This is a genomic window from Phytomonospora sp. NPDC050363 (assembly GCF_040655735.1).
Classification (GTDB): domain Bacteria; phylum Actinomycetota; class Actinomycetes; order Mycobacteriales; family Micromonosporaceae; genus Phytomonospora.
This window is the reverse complement of the sequence record NZ_JBFAKK010000003.1, coordinates 299,166-315,712: the sequence shown is the minus strand read 5'-3', so window position 1 is coordinate 315,712 and position 16,547 is coordinate 299,166. Positions and strand designations below refer to the sequence as shown.

Annotated in this window: 15 protein-coding genes; 7 read left to right on the top strand and 8 right to left on the bottom strand. The window is 71.4% G+C overall.

Annotated features, from left to right (window positions below):
* Nucleotides 1-124: 124 nt before the first annotated feature.
* Nucleotides 125-1,060 (bottom strand): LysR substrate-binding domain-containing protein, encoded by a 936-nt coding sequence (locus tag AB0I28_RS09520; protein WP_357491390.1) that lies wholly within the window; start codon nt 1,058-1,060, stop codon nt 125-127.
* 71 nt (nt 1,061-1,131) lie between these two features.
* On the opposite strand from AB0I28_RS09520, the gene AB0I28_RS09515 reads away from it, so the two are divergent.
* Genes AB0I28_RS09515 through AB0I28_RS09505 form a run of 3 tightly spaced genes read left to right on the top strand, consistent with a single transcriptional unit; the run spans nt 1,132 to nt 4,495 of the window.
* Complete coding sequence (locus AB0I28_RS09515; RefSeq protein ID WP_357491388.1) at nt 1,132-1,821, top strand: succinate dehydrogenase cytochrome b subunit; 690 nt, start codon at nt 1,132-1,134, stop codon at nt 1,819-1,821.
* On the top strand, nt 1,818-3,755 hold the full coding sequence (locus AB0I28_RS09510; RefSeq protein ID WP_357491386.1) for a fumarate reductase/succinate dehydrogenase flavoprotein subunit: 1,938 nt from the start codon (nt 1,818-1,820) through the stop codon (nt 3,753-3,755). Before AB0I28_RS09515 ends, AB0I28_RS09510 begins: the two co-directional genes overlap by 4 nt.
* Entirely contained in the window at nt 3,752-4,495 is a 744-nt protein-coding gene (locus tag AB0I28_RS09505; RefSeq protein WP_357491384.1) for a succinate dehydrogenase/fumarate reductase iron-sulfur subunit, read from the top strand. The genes AB0I28_RS09510 and AB0I28_RS09505 overlap by 4 nt, the downstream gene beginning before the upstream one ends.
* Before the next feature lie 5 nt (nt 4,496-4,500).
* On the opposite strand, the gene AB0I28_RS09500 is transcribed toward AB0I28_RS09505, so the two are convergent.
* Together AB0I28_RS09500 and AB0I28_RS09495 are read right to left on the bottom strand one after the other, a co-directional pair.
* Nucleotides 4,501-5,460, bottom strand: coding sequence for a right-handed parallel beta-helix repeat-containing protein (locus AB0I28_RS09500; protein ID WP_357491382.1), 960 nt, complete (start codon nt 5,458-5,460; stop codon nt 4,501-4,503).
* Between the two features lie 68 nt (nt 5,461-5,528).
* Nucleotides 5,529-6,257, bottom strand: a complete 729-nt coding sequence (locus AB0I28_RS09495; RefSeq protein WP_357491380.1) for a haloacid dehalogenase-like hydrolase — start codon at nt 6,255-6,257, stop codon at nt 5,529-5,531.
* A 145-nt stretch (nt 6,258-6,402) separates the two neighbouring features.
* Between AB0I28_RS09495 and AB0I28_RS09490 the strand changes: the two genes are divergently transcribed.
* Nucleotides 6,403-7,434, top strand: a complete 1,032-nt coding sequence (locus AB0I28_RS09490) for a prenyltransferase (protein ID WP_357491378.1) — start codon at nt 6,403-6,405, stop codon at nt 7,432-7,434.
* A gap of 485 nt (nt 7,435-7,919) precedes the next feature.
* On the top strand, nt 7,920-9,050 hold the full coding sequence (locus AB0I28_RS09485; protein WP_357491375.1) for a helix-turn-helix transcriptional regulator: 1,131 nt from the start codon (nt 7,920-7,922) through the stop codon (nt 9,048-9,050).
* A 68-nt stretch (nt 9,051-9,118) separates the two neighbouring features.
* Here the strand turns inward: AB0I28_RS09485 and AB0I28_RS09480 are convergent, their stop codons facing one another.
* Nucleotides 9,119-9,589: a MarR family winged helix-turn-helix transcriptional regulator gene (locus AB0I28_RS09480; protein WP_357491372.1), complete on the bottom strand. Its 471-nt coding sequence runs from the start codon at nt 9,587-9,589 to the stop codon at nt 9,119-9,121.
* 87 nt (nt 9,590-9,676) lie between these two features.
* On the opposite strand from AB0I28_RS09480, the gene AB0I28_RS09475 reads away from it, so the two are divergent.
* Complete coding sequence (locus AB0I28_RS09475; RefSeq protein WP_357491370.1) at nt 9,677-10,234, top strand: YceI family protein; 558 nt, start codon at nt 9,677-9,679, stop codon at nt 10,232-10,234.
* 61 nt (nt 10,235-10,295) lie between these two features.
* On the opposite strand, the gene AB0I28_RS09470 is transcribed toward AB0I28_RS09475, so the two are convergent.
* Together AB0I28_RS09470 and AB0I28_RS09465 are read right to left on the bottom strand one after the other, a co-directional pair.
* A complete protein-coding gene (locus AB0I28_RS09470) occupies nt 10,296-11,786 on the bottom strand; it encodes a hypothetical protein (RefSeq protein ID WP_357491368.1) in 1,491 nt (496 codons plus the stop codon).
* 62 nt (nt 11,787-11,848) lie between these two features.
* Nucleotides 11,849-12,439 carry a TetR/AcrR family transcriptional regulator gene (locus AB0I28_RS09465; protein ID WP_357491366.1) on the bottom strand — a complete coding sequence of 197 codons (591 nt, stop codon included), beginning with the start codon at nt 12,437-12,439 and terminating at the stop codon, nt 11,849-11,851.
* Between the two features lie 92 nt (nt 12,440-12,531).
* On the opposite strand from AB0I28_RS09465, the gene AB0I28_RS09460 reads away from it, so the two are divergent.
* Nucleotides 12,532-13,401, top strand: a complete 870-nt coding sequence (locus tag AB0I28_RS09460; protein ID WP_357491364.1) for an NAD(P)-binding domain-containing protein — start codon at nt 12,532-12,534, stop codon at nt 13,399-13,401.
* On the opposite strand, the gene AB0I28_RS09455 is transcribed toward AB0I28_RS09460, so the two are convergent.
* A complete protein-coding gene (locus AB0I28_RS09455) occupies nt 13,402-15,102 on the bottom strand; it encodes a glycerol-3-phosphate dehydrogenase/oxidase (protein ID WP_357491361.1) in 1,701 nt (566 codons plus the stop codon).
* Entirely contained in the window at nt 15,102-16,547 is a 1,446-nt protein-coding gene (locus AB0I28_RS09450; protein WP_357491359.1) for an FGGY-family carbohydrate kinase, read from the bottom strand. The genes AB0I28_RS09455 and AB0I28_RS09450 overlap by 1 nt, the downstream gene beginning before the upstream one ends.

Sequence of the window (16,547 nt, the reverse complement as noted above, 5' to 3'; positions counted from 1 at the left end):
CATCCTGCTCGATCGGGGCGGCGGAGCCGGGCGTTTCGGCCGAAAAGGGTGGCGGTCGAGCGGGACGGGCCGGGCCTCCGTGGCCTCGATTTCTCCACTGTGGAGGGAGGAGGCTCCGCAGGGGTCAGCGCGCTCCCGCCACCCCCGGGTCGCGGTCGACGCCCGCCGGCAGCTCCGCCTCCGCGACATGCCCCAGCAGCGTTTCGCGCAGCGCGGCGGCGGCGTGGCTCAGCGGCGACTCGCGGCGGTGGGCCAGCGCGACGGTCCGCCGGATGCCGGGCGGGGCGAGGGGTGTGGCGCGCAGGCGGGGGCGGCCGGTGAGGACCATGCCCGGCACGAGCGCGATGCCCAGCTCGGCTTCGACGAAGCCCAGCACGGTGTCCATCTCGCCGCCTTCGACGACGAAGTTCGGCTCGAAACCGGCGCGGTGGCAGGCGTCGAGGGTGGCGTCGCGGAGGTCGTAGCCGGCCCTGAACATCACCAGGGGGCGGTCACGGAGGTCGGCGATGTGCACGGGCGCGGTGAAGGGCTCGTCGCGGGCGGAGACGACCACGAGGCTTTCGCGCAGGATCGTCTCGGCCTGGACGGCGGGGTCGGTGCCCTGCTCGGGGACGATGATGAGGGCGAGGTCGAGTTCGCCGCCGGTGAGGTGGCGGACGAGGTCGTGGGATCCGCTCTGCTCGATATGCAGCTCGATGCCGGGGTAGGCGGCCCGGAAACGTCGCAGGACGGGCGGCACGAGCGCGGCGGCGAGGCTGGGGGTGGCGCCCAGCCGCACGCGCCCCCGGCGCAGGCCGACGAGCTCGTTGACCTCACGGCGGGCGGTGTCGGCGTCGGCGAGGATCCGGCGGGCGATGGGCAGCAGCACCTCCCCGGCGGGCGTGAGCGTCACCGTTCCGTGTTCGCGATGGAACAGCTCGGCCCCCAGGTCGGTCTCCAGGGTGTGAACTTGCCTACTCAGTGTCGGCTGCGCCACACCGAGACTGGCCGCCGCTCGGGTGAAATGTCGGTGTTCGGCCACCGCTGCGAAGTATCGGAGGTGTTGGATCTGCACCTCCATAGCCTATTGCTATCGACTCCTACATCGTCATGCATTGGACGAATAGATCCACTCTTCCTAGTCTCAGCCCTATGGATCTGGCTACCCGGCGCCACATGGTCGGCACGACGGTCGGCAAGAAGGTCGTCATGGCCGTCACCGGCGTCATGCTGATCCTCTTCCTCTTCCTCCACATGCTCGGCAACCTCAAGGTCTTCGCCGGCGGGCTGTCCTTCGACCACTACGCCCACTGGCTGCGCACCATCGGCGCGCCGGTCCTCCCCGAGACGGTCTACCTCTGGATCCAGCGCGTGGTGCTCCTGGCCGCCGTGCTCGGACACATCTGGTCGGCGACGGCCCTGGCGCTGCGGGCCCGCGCCGCGCGACCGGTCAAGTACGCCCACCGCAACCGCGTCCAGGGCAGCTACGCCGCCCGCACGATGCGCTGGGGCGGCGTGATCATCGTGCTGTTCGTCGTCTACCACATCCTCGACCTGACCACCGGTCATCTCAACCCGGTCGGCGACGGCTCCACCCCCTACGCCAACGTGGTCGCCGACTTCGCGCCCGAGCGCTGGTACGTCACGGCCTTCTACGTCCTGGCCGTCCTGGCCCTCGGGTTCCACCTGCGCCACGGCATCTTCAGCGCCATGCGCTCCCTCGGGCAGCGCACACCGGCAGGCGAGCGCCGCGCCCGTTTCGTGGCGCTCGGCGCGGCGGTGGTGCTGTGCGCGGGATTCCTGACCGTTCCACTTGCCGTCACGACGGGACTGATCACGTGACTCTGTTCGTAGAGGGCGACCCGGTCGCCGACACCAAGGCGCCGAGCGGGCCGATCGAGACCCGCTGGGACCGCCACCGTTTCGAGGGCAAGCTGGTCAACCCCGCCAACCGGCGCAAGCGCACGATCATCGTCGTGGGCACCGGCCTGGCGGGCGGGGCGGCCGCCGCGACGCTCGGCGAGGCCGGGTACCACGTGAAGTCCTACTGCTACCAGGACAGTCCGCGCCGGGCGCACTCGATCGCCGCGCAGGGCGGCATCAACGCGGCGAAGAACTACCGCAACGACGGCGACTCCGTGCAGCGGCTGTTCTACGACACCGTCAAGGGCGGCGACTTCCGCTCGCGCGAGTCCAATGTGCACAGGCTGGCGCAGGTGTCGGTGGAGATCATCGACCAGTGCGTCGCGCAGGGCGTGCCCTTCGCCCGCGAGTACGGCGGTCTCCTCGACAACCGTTCCTTCGGCGGCGCTCAGGTCTCGCGGACCTTCTACGCCCGCGGCCAGACGGGCCAGCAGCTTCTTCTGGGCGCCTACCAGGCCCTGGAGCGCCAGGTCTCGGCCGGGACCGTGGAGATGCACTCCCGGCACGAGATGCTCGACCTGATCGTCGTCGACGGCAAGGCGCGCGGCATCGTCGTGCGCGACCTGGTCACCGGCGAGATCACCACCGACTTCGCCGACGCCGTCGTGCTCGCCTCGGGCGGCTACGGCAACGTGTACTTCCTGTCCACCAATGCCAAGGGCTGCAACGTCACGGCGACCTGGCGGGCGCACCGCAAGGGCGCGCTGTTCGCCAACCCGTGCTTCACGCAGATCCACCCGACGTGCATCCCGCAGGCCGGTGAGCACCAGTCGAAGCTGACCCTGATGTCGGAGTCGCTGCGCAACGACGGCCGGGTCTGGGTTCCCAAGCAGAAGGGCGATCCGCGGCCGGCCGCCGAGATCCCCGAGGATGAGCGCGACTACTACCTGGAGCGCATCTACCCGGCCTTCGGCAACCTGGTCCCCCGCGACATCGCCTCGCGCGCGGCGAAGAACGTCTGCGACGAGGGCCGCGGCGTCGGCCCGGGCGGGCTGGGCGTGTACCTCGACTTCGCCGACGCCATCTCGCGTCTGGGCCAGGCCGCGGTGGAGGCCAAGTACGGCAACCTCTTCGAGATGTACGAGCGCATCACCGGCGAGGACCCCAACGAGGTCCCCATGCGCATCTACCCCGCCGTGCACTACACGATGGGCGGCCTGTGGGTCGACTACGACCTCCAGTCGACCGTCCCCGGCCTGTTCGTGATCGGCGAGGCCAACTTCTCCGACCACGGCGCCAACCGGCTCGGCGCGTCGGCCCTCATGCAGGGCCTGGCCGACGGGTACTTCGTGCTGCCGAACACGATCAACAACTACCTCGCGACCGAGACCTTCGCGCCCGTCGACGCCGAGCACCCCGCCGCCGTCGAGGCGCGCGCGGCCGTCGACGACCAGATCACGAGGCTGCTGGCCGTCGACGGCGACCGCACCGTCGACTCCTTCCACCGCGAGCTCGGCCGCATCATGTGGGAGTACTGCGGCATGGAGCGCAGCGACGAGGGGCTGCGCAAGGCGATCGAGCTGATCGGCGGGCTGCGCGAGGAGTTCTGGCGCCGCGTCAAGGTGCCCGGCTCGGCCGACTCGCTCAACCAGGCGCTGGAGAAGGCCGGCCGCGTCGCCGACTTCTTCGAGCTCGCCGAGCTGATGTGCGTCGACGCGCTGCACCGCACCGAATCCTGCGGGGGGCACTTCCGCGCCGAGAGCCAGACTCCCGAAGGGGAGGCGCTGCGCGACGACGAGAACTTCACCTACGTCGCGGCCTGGGAGTGGACCGGCGGGGACGAACCGCCGGTGCTGCACAAGGAAGACCTGAACTTCGAGTACGTCCACCTGAGCCAGCGGAGCTACAAGTGAACCTGACCTTGCGCATCTGGCGCCAGACCGGCCCCGAGGAAAAAGGCCGGATGGTGAAGTACCGGGTGGAGGACGTGTCACCGGACATGTCGTTCCTGGAGATGCTCGACGTGCTCAACGAGGAGCTGACCCTCGCCGGTGACGAGCCGGTGGCCTTCGACCACGACTGCCGCGAGGGCATCTGCGGCATGTGCGGTCTGGTGATCAACGGTGTCGCGCACGGACCGGAGCGGGCCACCACGACCTGCCAGCTGCACATGCGGCACTTCAAGGACAACGACACCATCGACATCGAGCCGTGGCGGGCGCGGGCGTTCCCGGTCGTCAAGGACCTGGTCGTGGACCGTTCGGCCTTCGACCGGATCATCCAGGCCGGCGGCTACATCTCCGCGCCGACCGGCAGCGCCCCCGACGCGCACGCCACGCCGGTGCCGAAGGCCGACGCCGACGACGCCTTCGAGGCGGCGACCTGCATCGGTTGCGGCGCCTGCGTCGCGGCCTGCCCCAACGGCTCGGGGATGCTGTTCACCGCCGCGAAGATCACCCACCTGGGGCTGCTCCCCCAGGGCCAGCCGGAGCGCCGGGAGCGCGTGCTGGACATGGTCGCGGCACACGACGACGCCGACTTCGGCGGCTGCACCAACACCGGCGAGTGCACCGCGGTGTGCCCCAAGGGCATCCCGCTGACCACGATCGGCCGGCTCAACGCCGACTTCCTGCGCGCGTCGGCCGGTCGCTGAATCGGTTATCCCAGAACGTTTCCGCTGCCGGTGAGCGCGGTGGCGCAGCGGGCGAGGCCGTCCTCGGCTCCCGAGCCGATGACGCGCTGGCCGGCGGCGCCGGTGTGGAAGCGGCCGTCGTAGGTGTTGCCGTCGGCCCTGTTGCCGGTGCCGCAGACCTCGTCGGCGGTGAAGCGCCAGAAGGTGATCAGGGCGCGGTCGGTTCCGGGCAGGCCCGAGGTCGTGAAGGTGTTGGCCTCGACGATGTTGTCGTCGGTGCCGTTGCGCAGCCGGACCGGGTCGCCGGTGACTTTGCTGAAGGTGTTGCCCTGCAACAGGTTGCGGCTGCTCTCGTTGGCGGCGTAGACGCCGTGGACGCAGCCGGGGCAGTCGGTGTTCTCAAGGTTTCGCATGATGTTGTTGACGATCGCGTTGCCCGAGGAGCCGAGCAGGTGCACCGCGGCGTAGCCGGGGCCGTCGGGGACGTACTTGTTGCCGATGCGCTCGAAGATCATGTTGCGGACGGTGTTGCCGTCGGTGTCGAGGCGCAGGGCGCCCGTGCGGTAGTTGCGGACGGTCAGTTCGCGCACGTCCAGGCGCGGGCCGCCGGCGGAGTTCATCCAGTACCGGGTGGTGCCGGTGACGCGGCTGCCGTCGAAGACGGGGCGCTGGGTTCCCTCGCGGCGAAACGAGAGCAGGTCCTGCGGGACGCCGTTCCAGGCGACGGTCGCGGTCTCGTAGTAGGTGCCCGCGCGAACGACGATCGTGGCGGTCGTGGCACTGCTTGCGGTTAGCAGCGCCTTAACTCGCTTGAGGGATTTCACCGGGGTGGCCGAGCCGCCGTCGGCGGAGTCGCTGCCCGACGGGCTCATGTGGACGGTCACCGAGGCGGCCTGTGCGGGAGCGGGTTCGGCGAGCGTCGCGGCGGTGAGGCAGGCGAGCGCCGTGACCGTGAAGGCGAGTGCGCGGCGAGCTGGTGTCCACATCGAAGGCTCCGTGGGTAGGCGACGGGGCACAGGGTAGTGGATCGGGCCGGGGACGTGGGGGTGGCCGCTCAGGCGGTGCGGGGACCGTCGACCTTCTCCCGGATCGCCGCCCGCAGTCCGGCCGGGTCGGTGAGGTCGTCGACGACGATGTGCGCGCCGGCGCGGCGGAGGTCGTCGGCGGTCGTGCCGCCGGTGGCGACCCCGACGGCGAGGGCGCCGGTGTCGAGGGCCCCTTTGACGTCGTGGACGGTGTCGCCGATGACGATGAGGCGGTGGGGCGCCACGGTGGTGCGGTACTCGGCCTGGATCCGCCGGTGGGCGAGGCGGACGAGTTCGGCGCGGTCGTGGTGGTCGTCGCCGTAGCCGCCGACTTCGAAGTCGAGGCGCTCGTGCAGTCCGAAGGCGGCGAGCTTGAGGTGGGCGATGGCGCGGAGGTTGCCGGTGACGACGGTCTGGACGACGTCGGGTGCGGCCAGTGCCGCGATCGTCTCGGCGGCGCCGGGCAGGGCCCGGCCGGTCTCGGCGACGAGGGCGGCGCGGGCCTGGGCGGCGGCGGTGATGGCCTCGAAGTAGGCGAGGTAGGGGCCGGTGTGGGCCACGTCGTTGAGGGTGAGCGTCTCGGCGAGGATCGCGAGGTCGGTGCGGCCGGCGGTGTCGACGAAGGCGCCCATCGGCCTGCCGTGCAGCGCGAGGAACGCGTCGGCGAAGACCTCGCGGCCGAAGCCGGCGGTGTCGACGAGGGTCCGGTCGACGTCCCACAGGATGACGACGAGGTCGTGCGCGTTTCGCTCCGGCATCCGTCCATGATCCCCCACGCCGTGTTGCTCCACATTGGAGGCAAAGTGTCCAGCGTCACGGCGCGCGGCTCTTCGCTCACCGGCGGGCATTGCCTACGGTGAGGACTGGACAAACCGACGTACGGGGGTAGTCGTGGTCGACGTCATGACCGTGTCATCCGGTGAGCGCTTAAAGGGTTTCCTGCGCCTGGCCCGCTTCAAGTTCCTGCTCTACAACGTTCTCCCGGTGGGGCTCGGCGCTTCCGTCGCCGTCCACCTGGGATACCCGCTCGACCTGCGCTGGTACGTCTTCGCGCAGGTCTTCGCCTGGGTCGTGCACGTCATGACCCACTACTGCAACGAGTACTTCGACCTGGAGGCCGACCGGGCGAACGTGTACTTCACGCCGTGGACCGGCGGGAGCCGCGCGCTGGTCGACGGGCTCGTCAAGCCCGAGACCTCGCTGGCGGCGTCGTTCGTGCTGTGGACGGCCGGTCTCGGGCTGGTCGTGATGATGCCGACCTGGCAGTCGCGCGTCCTGGGCGCGGTGACGCTGGCGCTGGCGTGGTTCTACACCGCGCCGCCGCTGCGCTTCAACTACCGGGGCCTCGGTGAGGTCACCGTCGCGGCGATCCTCAATGGACTGTGGCCGGCGGTCGCGGTGATCCTGCAGGCCGGGACGGTGCCGTGGCCGCTGGTGGCGATCCTCGCTCCCACGGCGATCCTGCAGACCGTGCGGATGATGATCATGAATCTCGGCGACCGGGTCTCCGACGCCTCGGTCGGCAAGCGCACGATCCCGGTGATGATCGGCCACGATCGGGCCGTCCTGGTGATCGGCGCCGCGCAGGTGCTGGCGTACGCGCTGCTGACCGGCTTCGCGATGTCGGGCTGGATCCCTTGGCTGGTCTGGCTTCCGATGGCCGCGACCGCGCCGATGTCGGTGTGGCTGGTGCTGCGCCTGCGCCGCGGCGACATGCGCGAGGTGATCGCCGAGAAGATGACCCCGATCGTGTTCTGGGCCTCCAACCACGTGTCGCTGATCGTCGCGGCGGCGCTCGTCGGGGTGATCGCCGACATCCTGCTCCGCGACGGAGCCGGCGACGGCGTGCTCATCCTGGCCGGGGTCCTCGCGGTCTACGCGGGTCTGTTCTCGCACCGGTTGTGGCTGGCGCGGCGACGGTTGCGCGCGTCGTGAGCGGAGGCCTCCCGATGCGACGGGAGGCCCCGCCGAGACTCACCCACGCCAACGAGGGCCGATCCCGTCGGCGCCGAAAGCGGTTCGGCGCCGGTGCTCCCAGCATGGAGCCAAGCGCCACGGGGCACCAGACGGCCGGACGAAACGCGACCATCGGCGGCGGTGACCTGCGCCGGAATCGTTGGTGCGGCACCAACCGTGCTTTGGTGCACGCCGGAGGCGGGGGAATTCGCACCGGGCCGATTGATCGGCACCAACCGTCGGTCGACAAGGGACGGTCGGCCGGGCGACGATTGCGGGACCCGGTGAGCCCGGTCCCCGCGGATGCGACCGCGGAGCCGCTCACGGCCGCCGGGTGAGACGACCCACGCCGAGGGGACGCGCCCGAACCGGGCCGTCCCCACCAAGCTCCGCCGCCGGCGGACAGCGCCCGAAGGGGACACCCATGCCCGTATCCCGCCCCGTCCCGGTCACCGGCTGAGCCGATGCCCCGCAGGGAACGAGTCATCACCACCGGCGGGCCGCTCGCGGCCTTCGCCCGCGACCTGCGCGAGCTGCGAAGCCGCGCAGGGTCGCCGACCTACCGCGACATGGGCGAGGCCGTGCGCTACTCCCACAGCGTTCTGTGCCGCGCCGCCTCCGGGCACACGCTGCCCAGCTGGGAGGCCACCCGCGCCTACCTTCGGGCCTGCGACGTCGACGAGACCGGCGTCCGGGACTGGCGGGAGCGCCACCGGCGCACGAAGGCCGCCCTCGACGAGCGGCAGCCCGACCAGCCCGGCGAGCCGTCCGTCGACGACGACATGGCCCTCCAGCTGCTCAAACAGGTGACCGCGCTGGTCCGGTCGCGCAACCCGACGCCCGCCTCGGTCGCCTCACCGCAGGACTTCGCCCGCGCGATGCGGCACCTTCGGCTCGCCTCCGACCTCAGCCTGCGCGAGATTTCCCGGCGCACCGCCGAGCACACCGGCGGCCGCGCGCCCAAACCCGTGCCGGTGAGCACGCTCGCCGACCTGTGCGAGCCCGGCAGGCGCACCTGGCCGCCGGCGGCGGCGGTCGCCGCGTTCCTCGCCGCGATCGGCGTCACCGGCGCGCACGCCGCCGCCTGGCTCGACGCGCTGGAGGCCCTGCGGGCGGTGCCGGCCGCCGAGACGGAGACCGGTGAGCCCGGCTGGTACGAGAAGGCGAGCTGGATCCTCGACAACGCCGAACGCGTCGTCGGGCTGCTGCGCGAACGCCCGCTGAGCGGTCCCGAACTGGCCTCGGCCGACGCGGTCACGACCGTCGCGGGAGTGGCGATCCTCGCCGACGACGCGGCGGTCGGCGTCGACACCGATGCCTTCGACCGGCTCTACTGCCACCTGTCGAACGCCGTGGCCTGGCCGGTCGACGAGGCCGCGACCGTCGCCGAGCGGATCACCGCCGCGCACCGGCAGGGTCGGGAGGCCCAGCAGGCTTTCGCGGTGCTGGACGCCGCGCGCGGGGTGATCGAGCAGCACGGGTTGCTGGAGAGGCTGGCGCGCGGGCGGACCACGAAGCCGTGGCCGGCTTCGGAGCCCGACGGGGACGTCGCGCTCGACCGCATCCGGCGGATCTTCACGGCGTCGCCGCTGTGAGGTGAGGCCGGACGCGGCCGGGGTACGGGCGTCGGGGGCGCGATCCGTTCAGGGACGTGAGAGGCGTCTCACTCGTCACAGCCCTCGTCGCCGACCTTGGCGCGCACGCGCTCGGCGATGGAGGTCAAGACGTCGAGCTCCTCGGGGGTGAGGAGGTCGATGAAGTAGTTGCGGACGGCCTCGACGTGCGGGGGCGCGGCCTCCTCGATCGCGCGGCGGCCCTCCGGGGTGAGCTCGACCATGGTGCCGCGGGCATCGGTCTCGCACTCGGTGCGCAGCAGCAGGCCGCGCTGCTCCATGCGCCGGACCTGGTGGGCGAGGCGGCTGCGGTCCCAGCGGACCTCGTTGCGCAGTTCGCGGGCGCGCAGGCGCTGGCCCTCGGTCTCGGAGAGGACGACGAGGAGTTGGTAGTCGGCGGCGGACAGGCCGGAGTCGCGGGAGAGGCGGCGTTCGAGGGTGCTGTCGAGGTCGCGGCGCAGGTTTTGATACCCGCGCCACGCACGTGATTCCCTCTCGTCGAGCCATCGGGGGTCGCTCATGACTCGATCTTACCCTGTTGTTGACACGTCAGCCTTCCTTCGCTATATTTGCTGATACATCAACAACATGCAACGAGGAGTCAAACAATGAGCAGCACCGTTCTCGACCCCGCCCTGACCGGAACCTACGTCCTCGACGGGTCGCACAGCCGCCTCGGCTTCAGCGCGCGCCACGCGATGGTCACCAAGGTCCGCGGGCAGTTCAAGGAGTACGAGGGCACCGGCTTCCTCGACTTCGACAACCCCGAGAAGTCCAACGCGACCGTGACCGTCCAGGTCGCCAGCGTCGACACCAGCAACGAGCAGCGCGACGGCCACCTGCGCACCAACGACTTCTTCGACGCGCCGACCTACCCGACGATCACCTTCGCCTCGACGGGCGTCGAGAAGGTCGACGACGAGAACTACAAGCTGACCGGCGACCTGACCATCAAGGACGTGACCAAGCCGGTCACCATCGACTTCGAGTTCACCGGCGCGTCGGTCGACCCGTACGGCAACAACCGCGCGGGCTTCGAGGGCAAGACCGTGATCAACCGCAAGGACTGGGGCATCAACTTCAACGCCGCCCTGGAGACCGGCGGGGTCCTGGTCTCGGAGAAGGTGACGCTGGAGTTCGACATCTCGGCGATCCGTCAGGCGTAGAGAACAGGAACGACAAGGCCCCCGCCGGTGAAGCCGGCGGGGGCCTAAACGTGTTCGGGGGTCACCACTGCCGTGGCTGCGGGACCCGCTTCTTGAACAGGCGAAGTGTCACCAGCACGGAGACGAGCAGCGCGAGGGCCGCCGACGCCGCCGCGACGGCCGTGGCCACGCCGTAGTCGGCCGGCCGCGCGACACTCCAGCCCAGGTACGGCGCGGCGAAGGCCGGCGCCACGAGCAGGGCCACCGCGAGGCTCGCCAGGGTTCTGCCCCGTGGAAGCGCGCGGCCGCGGAAGACGAAGACGGCATGGAGGACGAGGACCGCGATAGGGCAGAGCACCGTCCAGACCGGGCCCGAGAGGATGGTGAACCCGACGGCGGGAACGACCCCTGCGAGGGCCGCCGCCGACATGATGCCCCAGATGCGCGCGACCGGTGTCCGGGAGCGCCTGGTCGAGATCGTCGTCGCGAGCAGCATGGCGAGTGCACCGAGCAGGACGGCGTAGCCGATCTCCCGCGAGGCCCCGCTGCCGAACGCGGTCAGGGGAAGCGGGCCGGCGTGGAACGTCGACGGCCCGTACGCGCCCCCGACGGCGTCCACCGACACGCGGCTCCACTCTCCTTCGGGCGAGCGCACGACGAGGCCTTCGACCCCGGCGGCGACGACGACCTGATGGCCTGCGGGCACGGCCCGCACGAGGATGTCGAGGCCTTTGAGCACGTCGCCGATGCCCGGGCGGTTGCTGGAGTCGAGTTCGTGGCTCCGGTAGAGCCATCGCCACCGATCCGGTGGTAGCTCCCAGGCCGTGCGCCAGGTCGCGCCGCCGTCCAAGGTCTCGTCGACTCCGATGGCCTCGCCTTCGTGCAGCCGATAGCAATGCACCGGGTCGTCGGGCGCGCAGGCCGAGGCGTTCGAAAGATCCTTCTCGGCGGCGCCGTCGGGGAGATCTTCGATCGGCGACCAGGCACCGTCGGGTGTGCCTCGCGTGATGCCGTAGCCGGTGTGCAGAGCGACCTCGCCCGCCTCTTCCTCAACGGCGAGCACCGCGTCGGGTAGTGGATCCGCCGGTGTCGCGGCGGTGGCCAGGACGATGAGCGGAAGCGCGACGAACAGTCGTGCCCGCGCGAGCGTCGACGCGGGCACGTCCGGTGCCGGGCGCACCCGGCGCCATGTCCACCAGGCGAGGGCGAGCGCGGGCACGGCGAGCAGGTCCGTGGGGTCGGCGAGGATCACCGACGGGCCCGTGATCACGCTCCAGGCAGCCGAGGCCGCCTCGGCTCCCGCCCCGGTGGCCTTGACCCAGACGAAACCGGCGCCGGTGAGCGTCAGTGCGGTGGCGGCCAGGGCAGTGGCGGGCAGGCGCGGAACGATCAGGGCGACGGCGAGGGCGAGCAGCGCCGGGGCCGCCGCGAGTCCGGCGAAGTCGCTGAGCTTGCCGGTGATCAGGCCCGGGAACGCGGCCTTGAGGATGTGGTCGTTGACGAGCAGGACGAGGGCGGCGGCGATCGTCGACGGGTGGGCTACCCATCGCATCGCGACGCGTATGGCGGGCATGGTTCGAGGATGAGTGAGCTACGTCATGGCGGAGTCACGGTCGAGTTGCGAACCCGTACTGCCTAGCGGTAGGTCCCCAGCAACCTCACCAGGTGCCTTCCCGCCACCTCCAGCGCCTTCGGGCTGCGCGCGACCTGCGCGGTCAGTTCGGCGCCCTCCAGGACGCTGATCACCGTGTAGGCCAGGTCTTGCGCGTCCTGCTCGCCGACGCCTCCCGCCACCAGGGCCTCCGACACGATGCCGCGCCAGTGGGCGAAGGCGTGTTCGCAGGCGGCGCGCATGTCGGGGTCGTCGAGGGTCTCCAGGGCGGTGGCCGTCACCGGGCAGCCGTCGGCCCAGCCGTCGGCGGCCAGGTACTCCGCCAGGGTGTTCGCGCAGGCCTGCATGGCGGCGCCGGGGTCGTTCTCGGTGGCCAGCGAACTGGCCAGCAGGTCGCCGAACTCCTTCTCGCTGAAGGCGATGGCGGTCAGGGCCAGCTCCTTCTTCCCGCCCGGGAAGAAGTGGTAGACCGAGCCCAGGGTGGCCTTCGCCTCGCGGGCGATGAGCTTGATGCCCGTGCCCTCGTATCCCTGCCGCTGCATGAGGCGGGCGGCGGTGCAGACAATGCGTTCGCGGGTCTGCATCTCCTGAACTGGCGCAACGGTGCTCGGCATGGGCCGAATCCTACCGGATAGAACGTTCGTTACAGCAACCTGCTACGGTCGGGACTCCAGATAGAACGTTCGTTTTAGCGAGGAGTCGCACCATGACGAAGACCCCTTTGACCGTGATCGGCCTCGGCCCCATGGGGCGGGCGATGTCGGCCGCCTTCCTGCGAGCCGGGCACCCGGTCACCGTCTGGAACCGCACGCCGGCCAAGGCCTCCGGACTCGTCGAGCAGGGAGCGGTACTGGCCGCGACGCCCGCCGAGGCGCTGGCCGCCGGTGACCTGATCGTGCTGAGCCTCACCGACTTCGACGTGATGTACACCATCATCGAACCCGCCACGGCCGCGCTGGCCGGCAAGACCGTGGTCAACCTCAGCTCGGACACGCCCGACCGCGCGCGCGAAGCGGCCGCGTGGGCCGCCGGGCACGGCGCGGGCTATCTGTCGGGCGCCATGATGGCCTCCCCCGACCTCGTCGCCACCGAAGCCGCCTCAGCCTTCTACAGCGGCCCCCGGGAACTCTTCGACGAGCACGCCGCGACGCTCTCGCTCATCGCCGCGCCCGACTACCGCGGCGAGGACCCGGGCCTCGGCCCGCTCTACTACCAGCTCGTCATCAACATCTTCTGGACGACGATGCTCGCCCACGTTCAGACGATCGCGATCGCCCGCGCCAACGGGATCAGCGCCACCGACCTGCTCCCCTACGCGCTGTCGGCCACCGAGTCGAACCCGCACTTCTTCCCGCAGATGGCCGCGCAGGCCGACGCCGGCGATTACCCCTCCGATCTGGAGCGGCTGAGCATGGGCCTGATCAGCGTCGAGCACGTCCTGCGCACGACGGCCGAGGCGGGCGTGGACACCACGCTGGCCTCGGCCGTCGCCGAGGTGTTCCGCAGGGGCGTCGACGCCGGGCTCGGCGAGAAGGGCTTCACGAGCCTCGTCGAGACCCTGGGCGCCAAGTCCTGATCAGCGCGGCCGCACGGTCCAGGGCGCGGGCCGCACGGCGGCGCGGGCGGCCATGGCCTCGTCGTCGGTGAGGGCGGCGACGGCGGCCAGGTCGGCGGCCATCTCGGCGCCGTAGCGCTCGATCTCCCATTCGCGGCGCTCGTCGTCCCAGCCGAGGGCGGGGGCGATGAGGGCCGCGACGTGGACGGCGGCGGTGAGGCCGTGGTCGGCGGTCTCCATGAAGATCCGGGTGCGGCGGACCAGGACATCGTCGAGGTGGACGGCGCCTTCGGCGGTGGCTGCGTAGACCGCCTCGACGGCGAGGTAGCCGGGTGCGCCGTCGATCGGCCCGGCGAGTTCGGGGCGCTCGGCGATCAGGTCGAGCAGATCGAGGGCGAGGGCGCCGTAGCGGTCCAGGAGATGGCCGATCCACTGTGGAGTCAGCCCGTGCCGTTCGGCGAGGAGGGCGCGCTGGGCGGCGACGGCCGCGAGTCCTTCGGCGCCGATCACCGGGATCCGTTCGGTGACCGAGGCGGGGACGTCGCCGCCGAGGTGGCGGGCGGCGGCGTCGACGGCGTCGCGGGCCATGATCCGGTAGGTCGTGTACTTGCCGCCGACCACGGTGAACACACCCGCGGGTCCTTCGGCGACGGTGTGGTCACGGGAGAGTGCGGCGGTGGCCCCCTTCCCGCTGACCAGCGGCCGCAGCCCCGCGTAGACGCCGACGACGTCCTCGCGGGTGAGCGGCTTCTCCAGCCACCGGTTCGCCTGGGCCAGCAGGTAGTCCACATCGGACCCGGTGGGAGCGGGGTCGTCGCGCGTGTGATCCCACTTGGTGTCGGTGGTGCCCATGAGCCAGTGCCCGAACCAGCGGCGGATGAGGAAGATGCTGTCGGAGGTCTGCGCGATGAGACCGGTGCGCAGATCGATCCGGTCGGCGGGGACGACGAGGTGGATGCCCTTGGCGGCGGTCACCGACAGCGAGGCGACGCCGGCCAGTTCCTGCACGCGCTCGGCCCACACACCGGTGGCGTTGACGACCGCGCGACCACGGATCGGCACGTCGGCGCCGCTTTCGGCGTCACGGGCGACGACTCCGGTGAGCCGTTCGCCGTCGCGCAGGAAGCCGGTGACCTCGGTGCGGGTGGCGACGTCGGCGCCGAGACCGGCGGCGGTGCGGGCGAGCATCATCGTGTGGCGGGCGTCGTCGACGCGGACGTCGTAGAAGCTCACTCCCCCGCGCACGCCCGGCCCCAGGGCGGGCAGCTCACGGCGAACGGTCTTGCGCGAAAGGTGCCGGTGCCCTTTGACGGTGCGGGTCACGGTCAGGCGCAGCAGGTCGTACAGCAGGACACCGAGTCCTATGTAGACGCGCTCCCACCAGTGGCGGAAGGGGAAGGTGAAGCGCTCGGGCGACACCAGGTGCGGACAGAGACTGCCGACCATGAGGTCGCGCTCCTTCAGCGCCTCGCGCACGAGGGAGAAGTTGAGCTGCTTGAGGTAGCGCAGCCCGCCGTGGAAGAGCTTCCCGGAACGTGAGGAGGTGCCGTTGGCGAGGTCGGCGGCCTCCACCAGCGCCACCGACAGCCCGCGCGAGACCGCGTCGAGGGCGGCCCCGGCACCGGTGACGCCTCCCCCGATGACGATCACGTCGTACTCGCGCTCGGCGAGGTGGCGCAGCGTCCGCTCGCGGTGGGCGGGATCGAGTTCATGGCGCGCCATCAGGCCGCGCTCCAGCCGAGCCGGGCGCCGTCCACAAGACAGCGGTAGCGCGCGTAGAGCTCGTCGTAGCGGGCCGCTCGGCCCGGATCGGGCTCGATCACCGCGACCGGGGCCGTCCAGGCCGCCAGGTCGACATCCTCGCCCAGCGCCAGGCGGGCGGCCAGCACGGCGCCCCTGGCGCCCGTCTCGGGTTGGGGGGCGAGGCGGATCGGGCGGCCCAGAACGTCGGCGAAGATCCGCAGCCATGCGGCACTGCGAGTGCCACCGCCGCAGGTCGCCACTCCCCCGCCCAGCCCGGCGGCCTCGAAGCAGTGCCGGGCGGCATAGGCGACCGCCTCGCAGGTCGCACGGGTCAAGTCTGTCCGATCGCTGTGGACGGTCAGCGCGTGGAAGCTCGCTCGGGCGGCCGGCTCCAGAAAAGGCGCACGCTCGCCCGCCGGGGAGAAGAAGGGCAGACAGCCGACACCGTGCGCGCCGACCGGACTCGCCGACAGCATCCCGTCCAGGGCTTCATGCGTGGCGCCGGTCAGGCCGAGGACCCAGTCGAGGGCGGCGGTGCCGACCATGGCGGGCATCGCGCGCAGCCAGCGGCCGGGGGTCGCGGTGGCCAGGGTCATCCCGACCGGCTCGCCGCCGGTGTCCACAGTGTCCACGAGGACCTGGCAGGCCAGTGTCGTGCCGATGATGAGGTGCCCGTCGCCGGGCCGGACCACGCCCGATCCGAGAGCGCCGGCCGGCAGGTCGAAAGGGCCGGCGACGACCGGTGTTCCGGCCGGGATCCCGAGTAACGGCGCGGCTTCGGCGGTCAGCTCACCGACCGGGAGCGGGTCGGCGACCGGCGCCAGGAGTCCGGCCCGGTGGCCGAGGCCGTGACGGTCGATGACCTCGGTGTCGTAGGCGCGCGTCCACGGGTCGAGGAAGGGCAGCGAGGCGTCGGAGGCGTCCGTGGCGCGAACGCCGGTCAGCCTGCGCATCACCGCGTCCTTGCAGTATCCGGCGGTGTCGGCGGCGTCGAGACTCGCCGGCTCCTCGGCGTCGAGCCAGGCGAGGATCGGGCCGGCGGCGCCGGGGAACATGGCGTTGCCGGTGCGGCGGAAGCTCTTCTCGATCTCGCCCTCGGCGAGCCAGCGGCGCACGATCGGCGCCGCCCGCGAGTCCATCCACGAGATCGCCGGGCGCACCGCGCGGCCGTCGGGCCCGGTGAGCCAGACGCCGTCCCCCTGACCGGTGATGCCGACGATCCGGGGCACGGCGCCCGCCTTGGCCACAACCGCTCGCGCGACCTCCCCGACGGAGCCGAGGACGTCTTCGAGGTCCTGCTCGACCCGGCCGGGCGCGGGGTTGTCGAGCCTGGTGCGGCGGGCCTCGACGGCGAGCAGGGCGCCCTCCTCGTCGAAGGCGGCGGCCTTCGTGACGGAGGTGCCGATGTCGACGCCCAGGTACAT

What these genes read in the sequence shown, in the direction of transcription:
- AB0I28_RS09465 (WP_357491366.1), bottom strand. Translation starts at nt 12,439, where the DNA reads ATGCCGAGCACCGTTGCGCCAGTTCAGGAGATGCAGACCCGCGAACGC.
- AB0I28_RS09475 (WP_357491370.1), top strand. Translation starts at nt 9,677, where the DNA reads ATGAGCAGCACCGTTCTCGACCCCGCCCTGACCGGAACCTACGTCCTC.
- AB0I28_RS09515 (WP_357491388.1), top strand. Translation starts at nt 1,132, where the DNA reads ATGGATCTGGCTACCCGGCGCCACATGGTCGGCACGACGGTCGGCAAG.
- AB0I28_RS09520 (WP_357491390.1), bottom strand. Translation starts at nt 1,060, where the DNA reads ATGGAGGTGCAGATCCAACACCTCCGATACTTCGCAGCGGTGGCCGAA.
- AB0I28_RS09485 (WP_357491375.1), top strand. Translation starts at nt 7,920, where the DNA reads ATGCCCCGCAGGGAACGAGTCATCACCACCGGCGGGCCGCTCGCGGCC.
- AB0I28_RS09455 (WP_357491361.1), bottom strand. Translation starts at nt 15,102, where the DNA reads ATGGCGCGCCATGAACTCGATCCCGCCCACCGCGAGCGGACGCTGCGC.
- AB0I28_RS09480 (WP_357491372.1), bottom strand. Translation starts at nt 9,589, where the DNA reads ATGAGCGACCCCCGATGGCTCGACGAGAGGGAATCACGTGCGTGGCGC.
- AB0I28_RS09490 (WP_357491378.1), top strand. Translation starts at nt 6,403, where the DNA reads ATGACCGTGTCATCCGGTGAGCGCTTAAAGGGTTTCCTGCGCCTGGCC.
- AB0I28_RS09495 (WP_357491380.1), bottom strand. Translation starts at nt 6,257, where the DNA reads ATGCCGGAGCGAAACGCGCACGACCTCGTCGTCATCCTGTGGGACGTC.
- AB0I28_RS09500 (WP_357491382.1), bottom strand. Translation starts at nt 5,460, where the DNA reads ATGTGGACACCAGCTCGCCGCGCACTCGCCTTCACGGTCACGGCGCTC.
- AB0I28_RS09470 (WP_357491368.1), bottom strand. Translation starts at nt 11,786, where the DNA reads ATGCCCGCCATACGCGTCGCGATGCGATGGGTAGCCCACCCGTCGACG.
- AB0I28_RS09460 (WP_357491364.1), top strand. Translation starts at nt 12,532, where the DNA reads ATGACGAAGACCCCTTTGACCGTGATCGGCCTCGGCCCCATGGGGCGG.
- AB0I28_RS09450 (WP_357491359.1), bottom strand. Translation starts at nt 16,547, where the DNA reads ATGTACCTGGGCGTCGACATCGGCACCTCCGTCACGAAGGCCGCCGCC.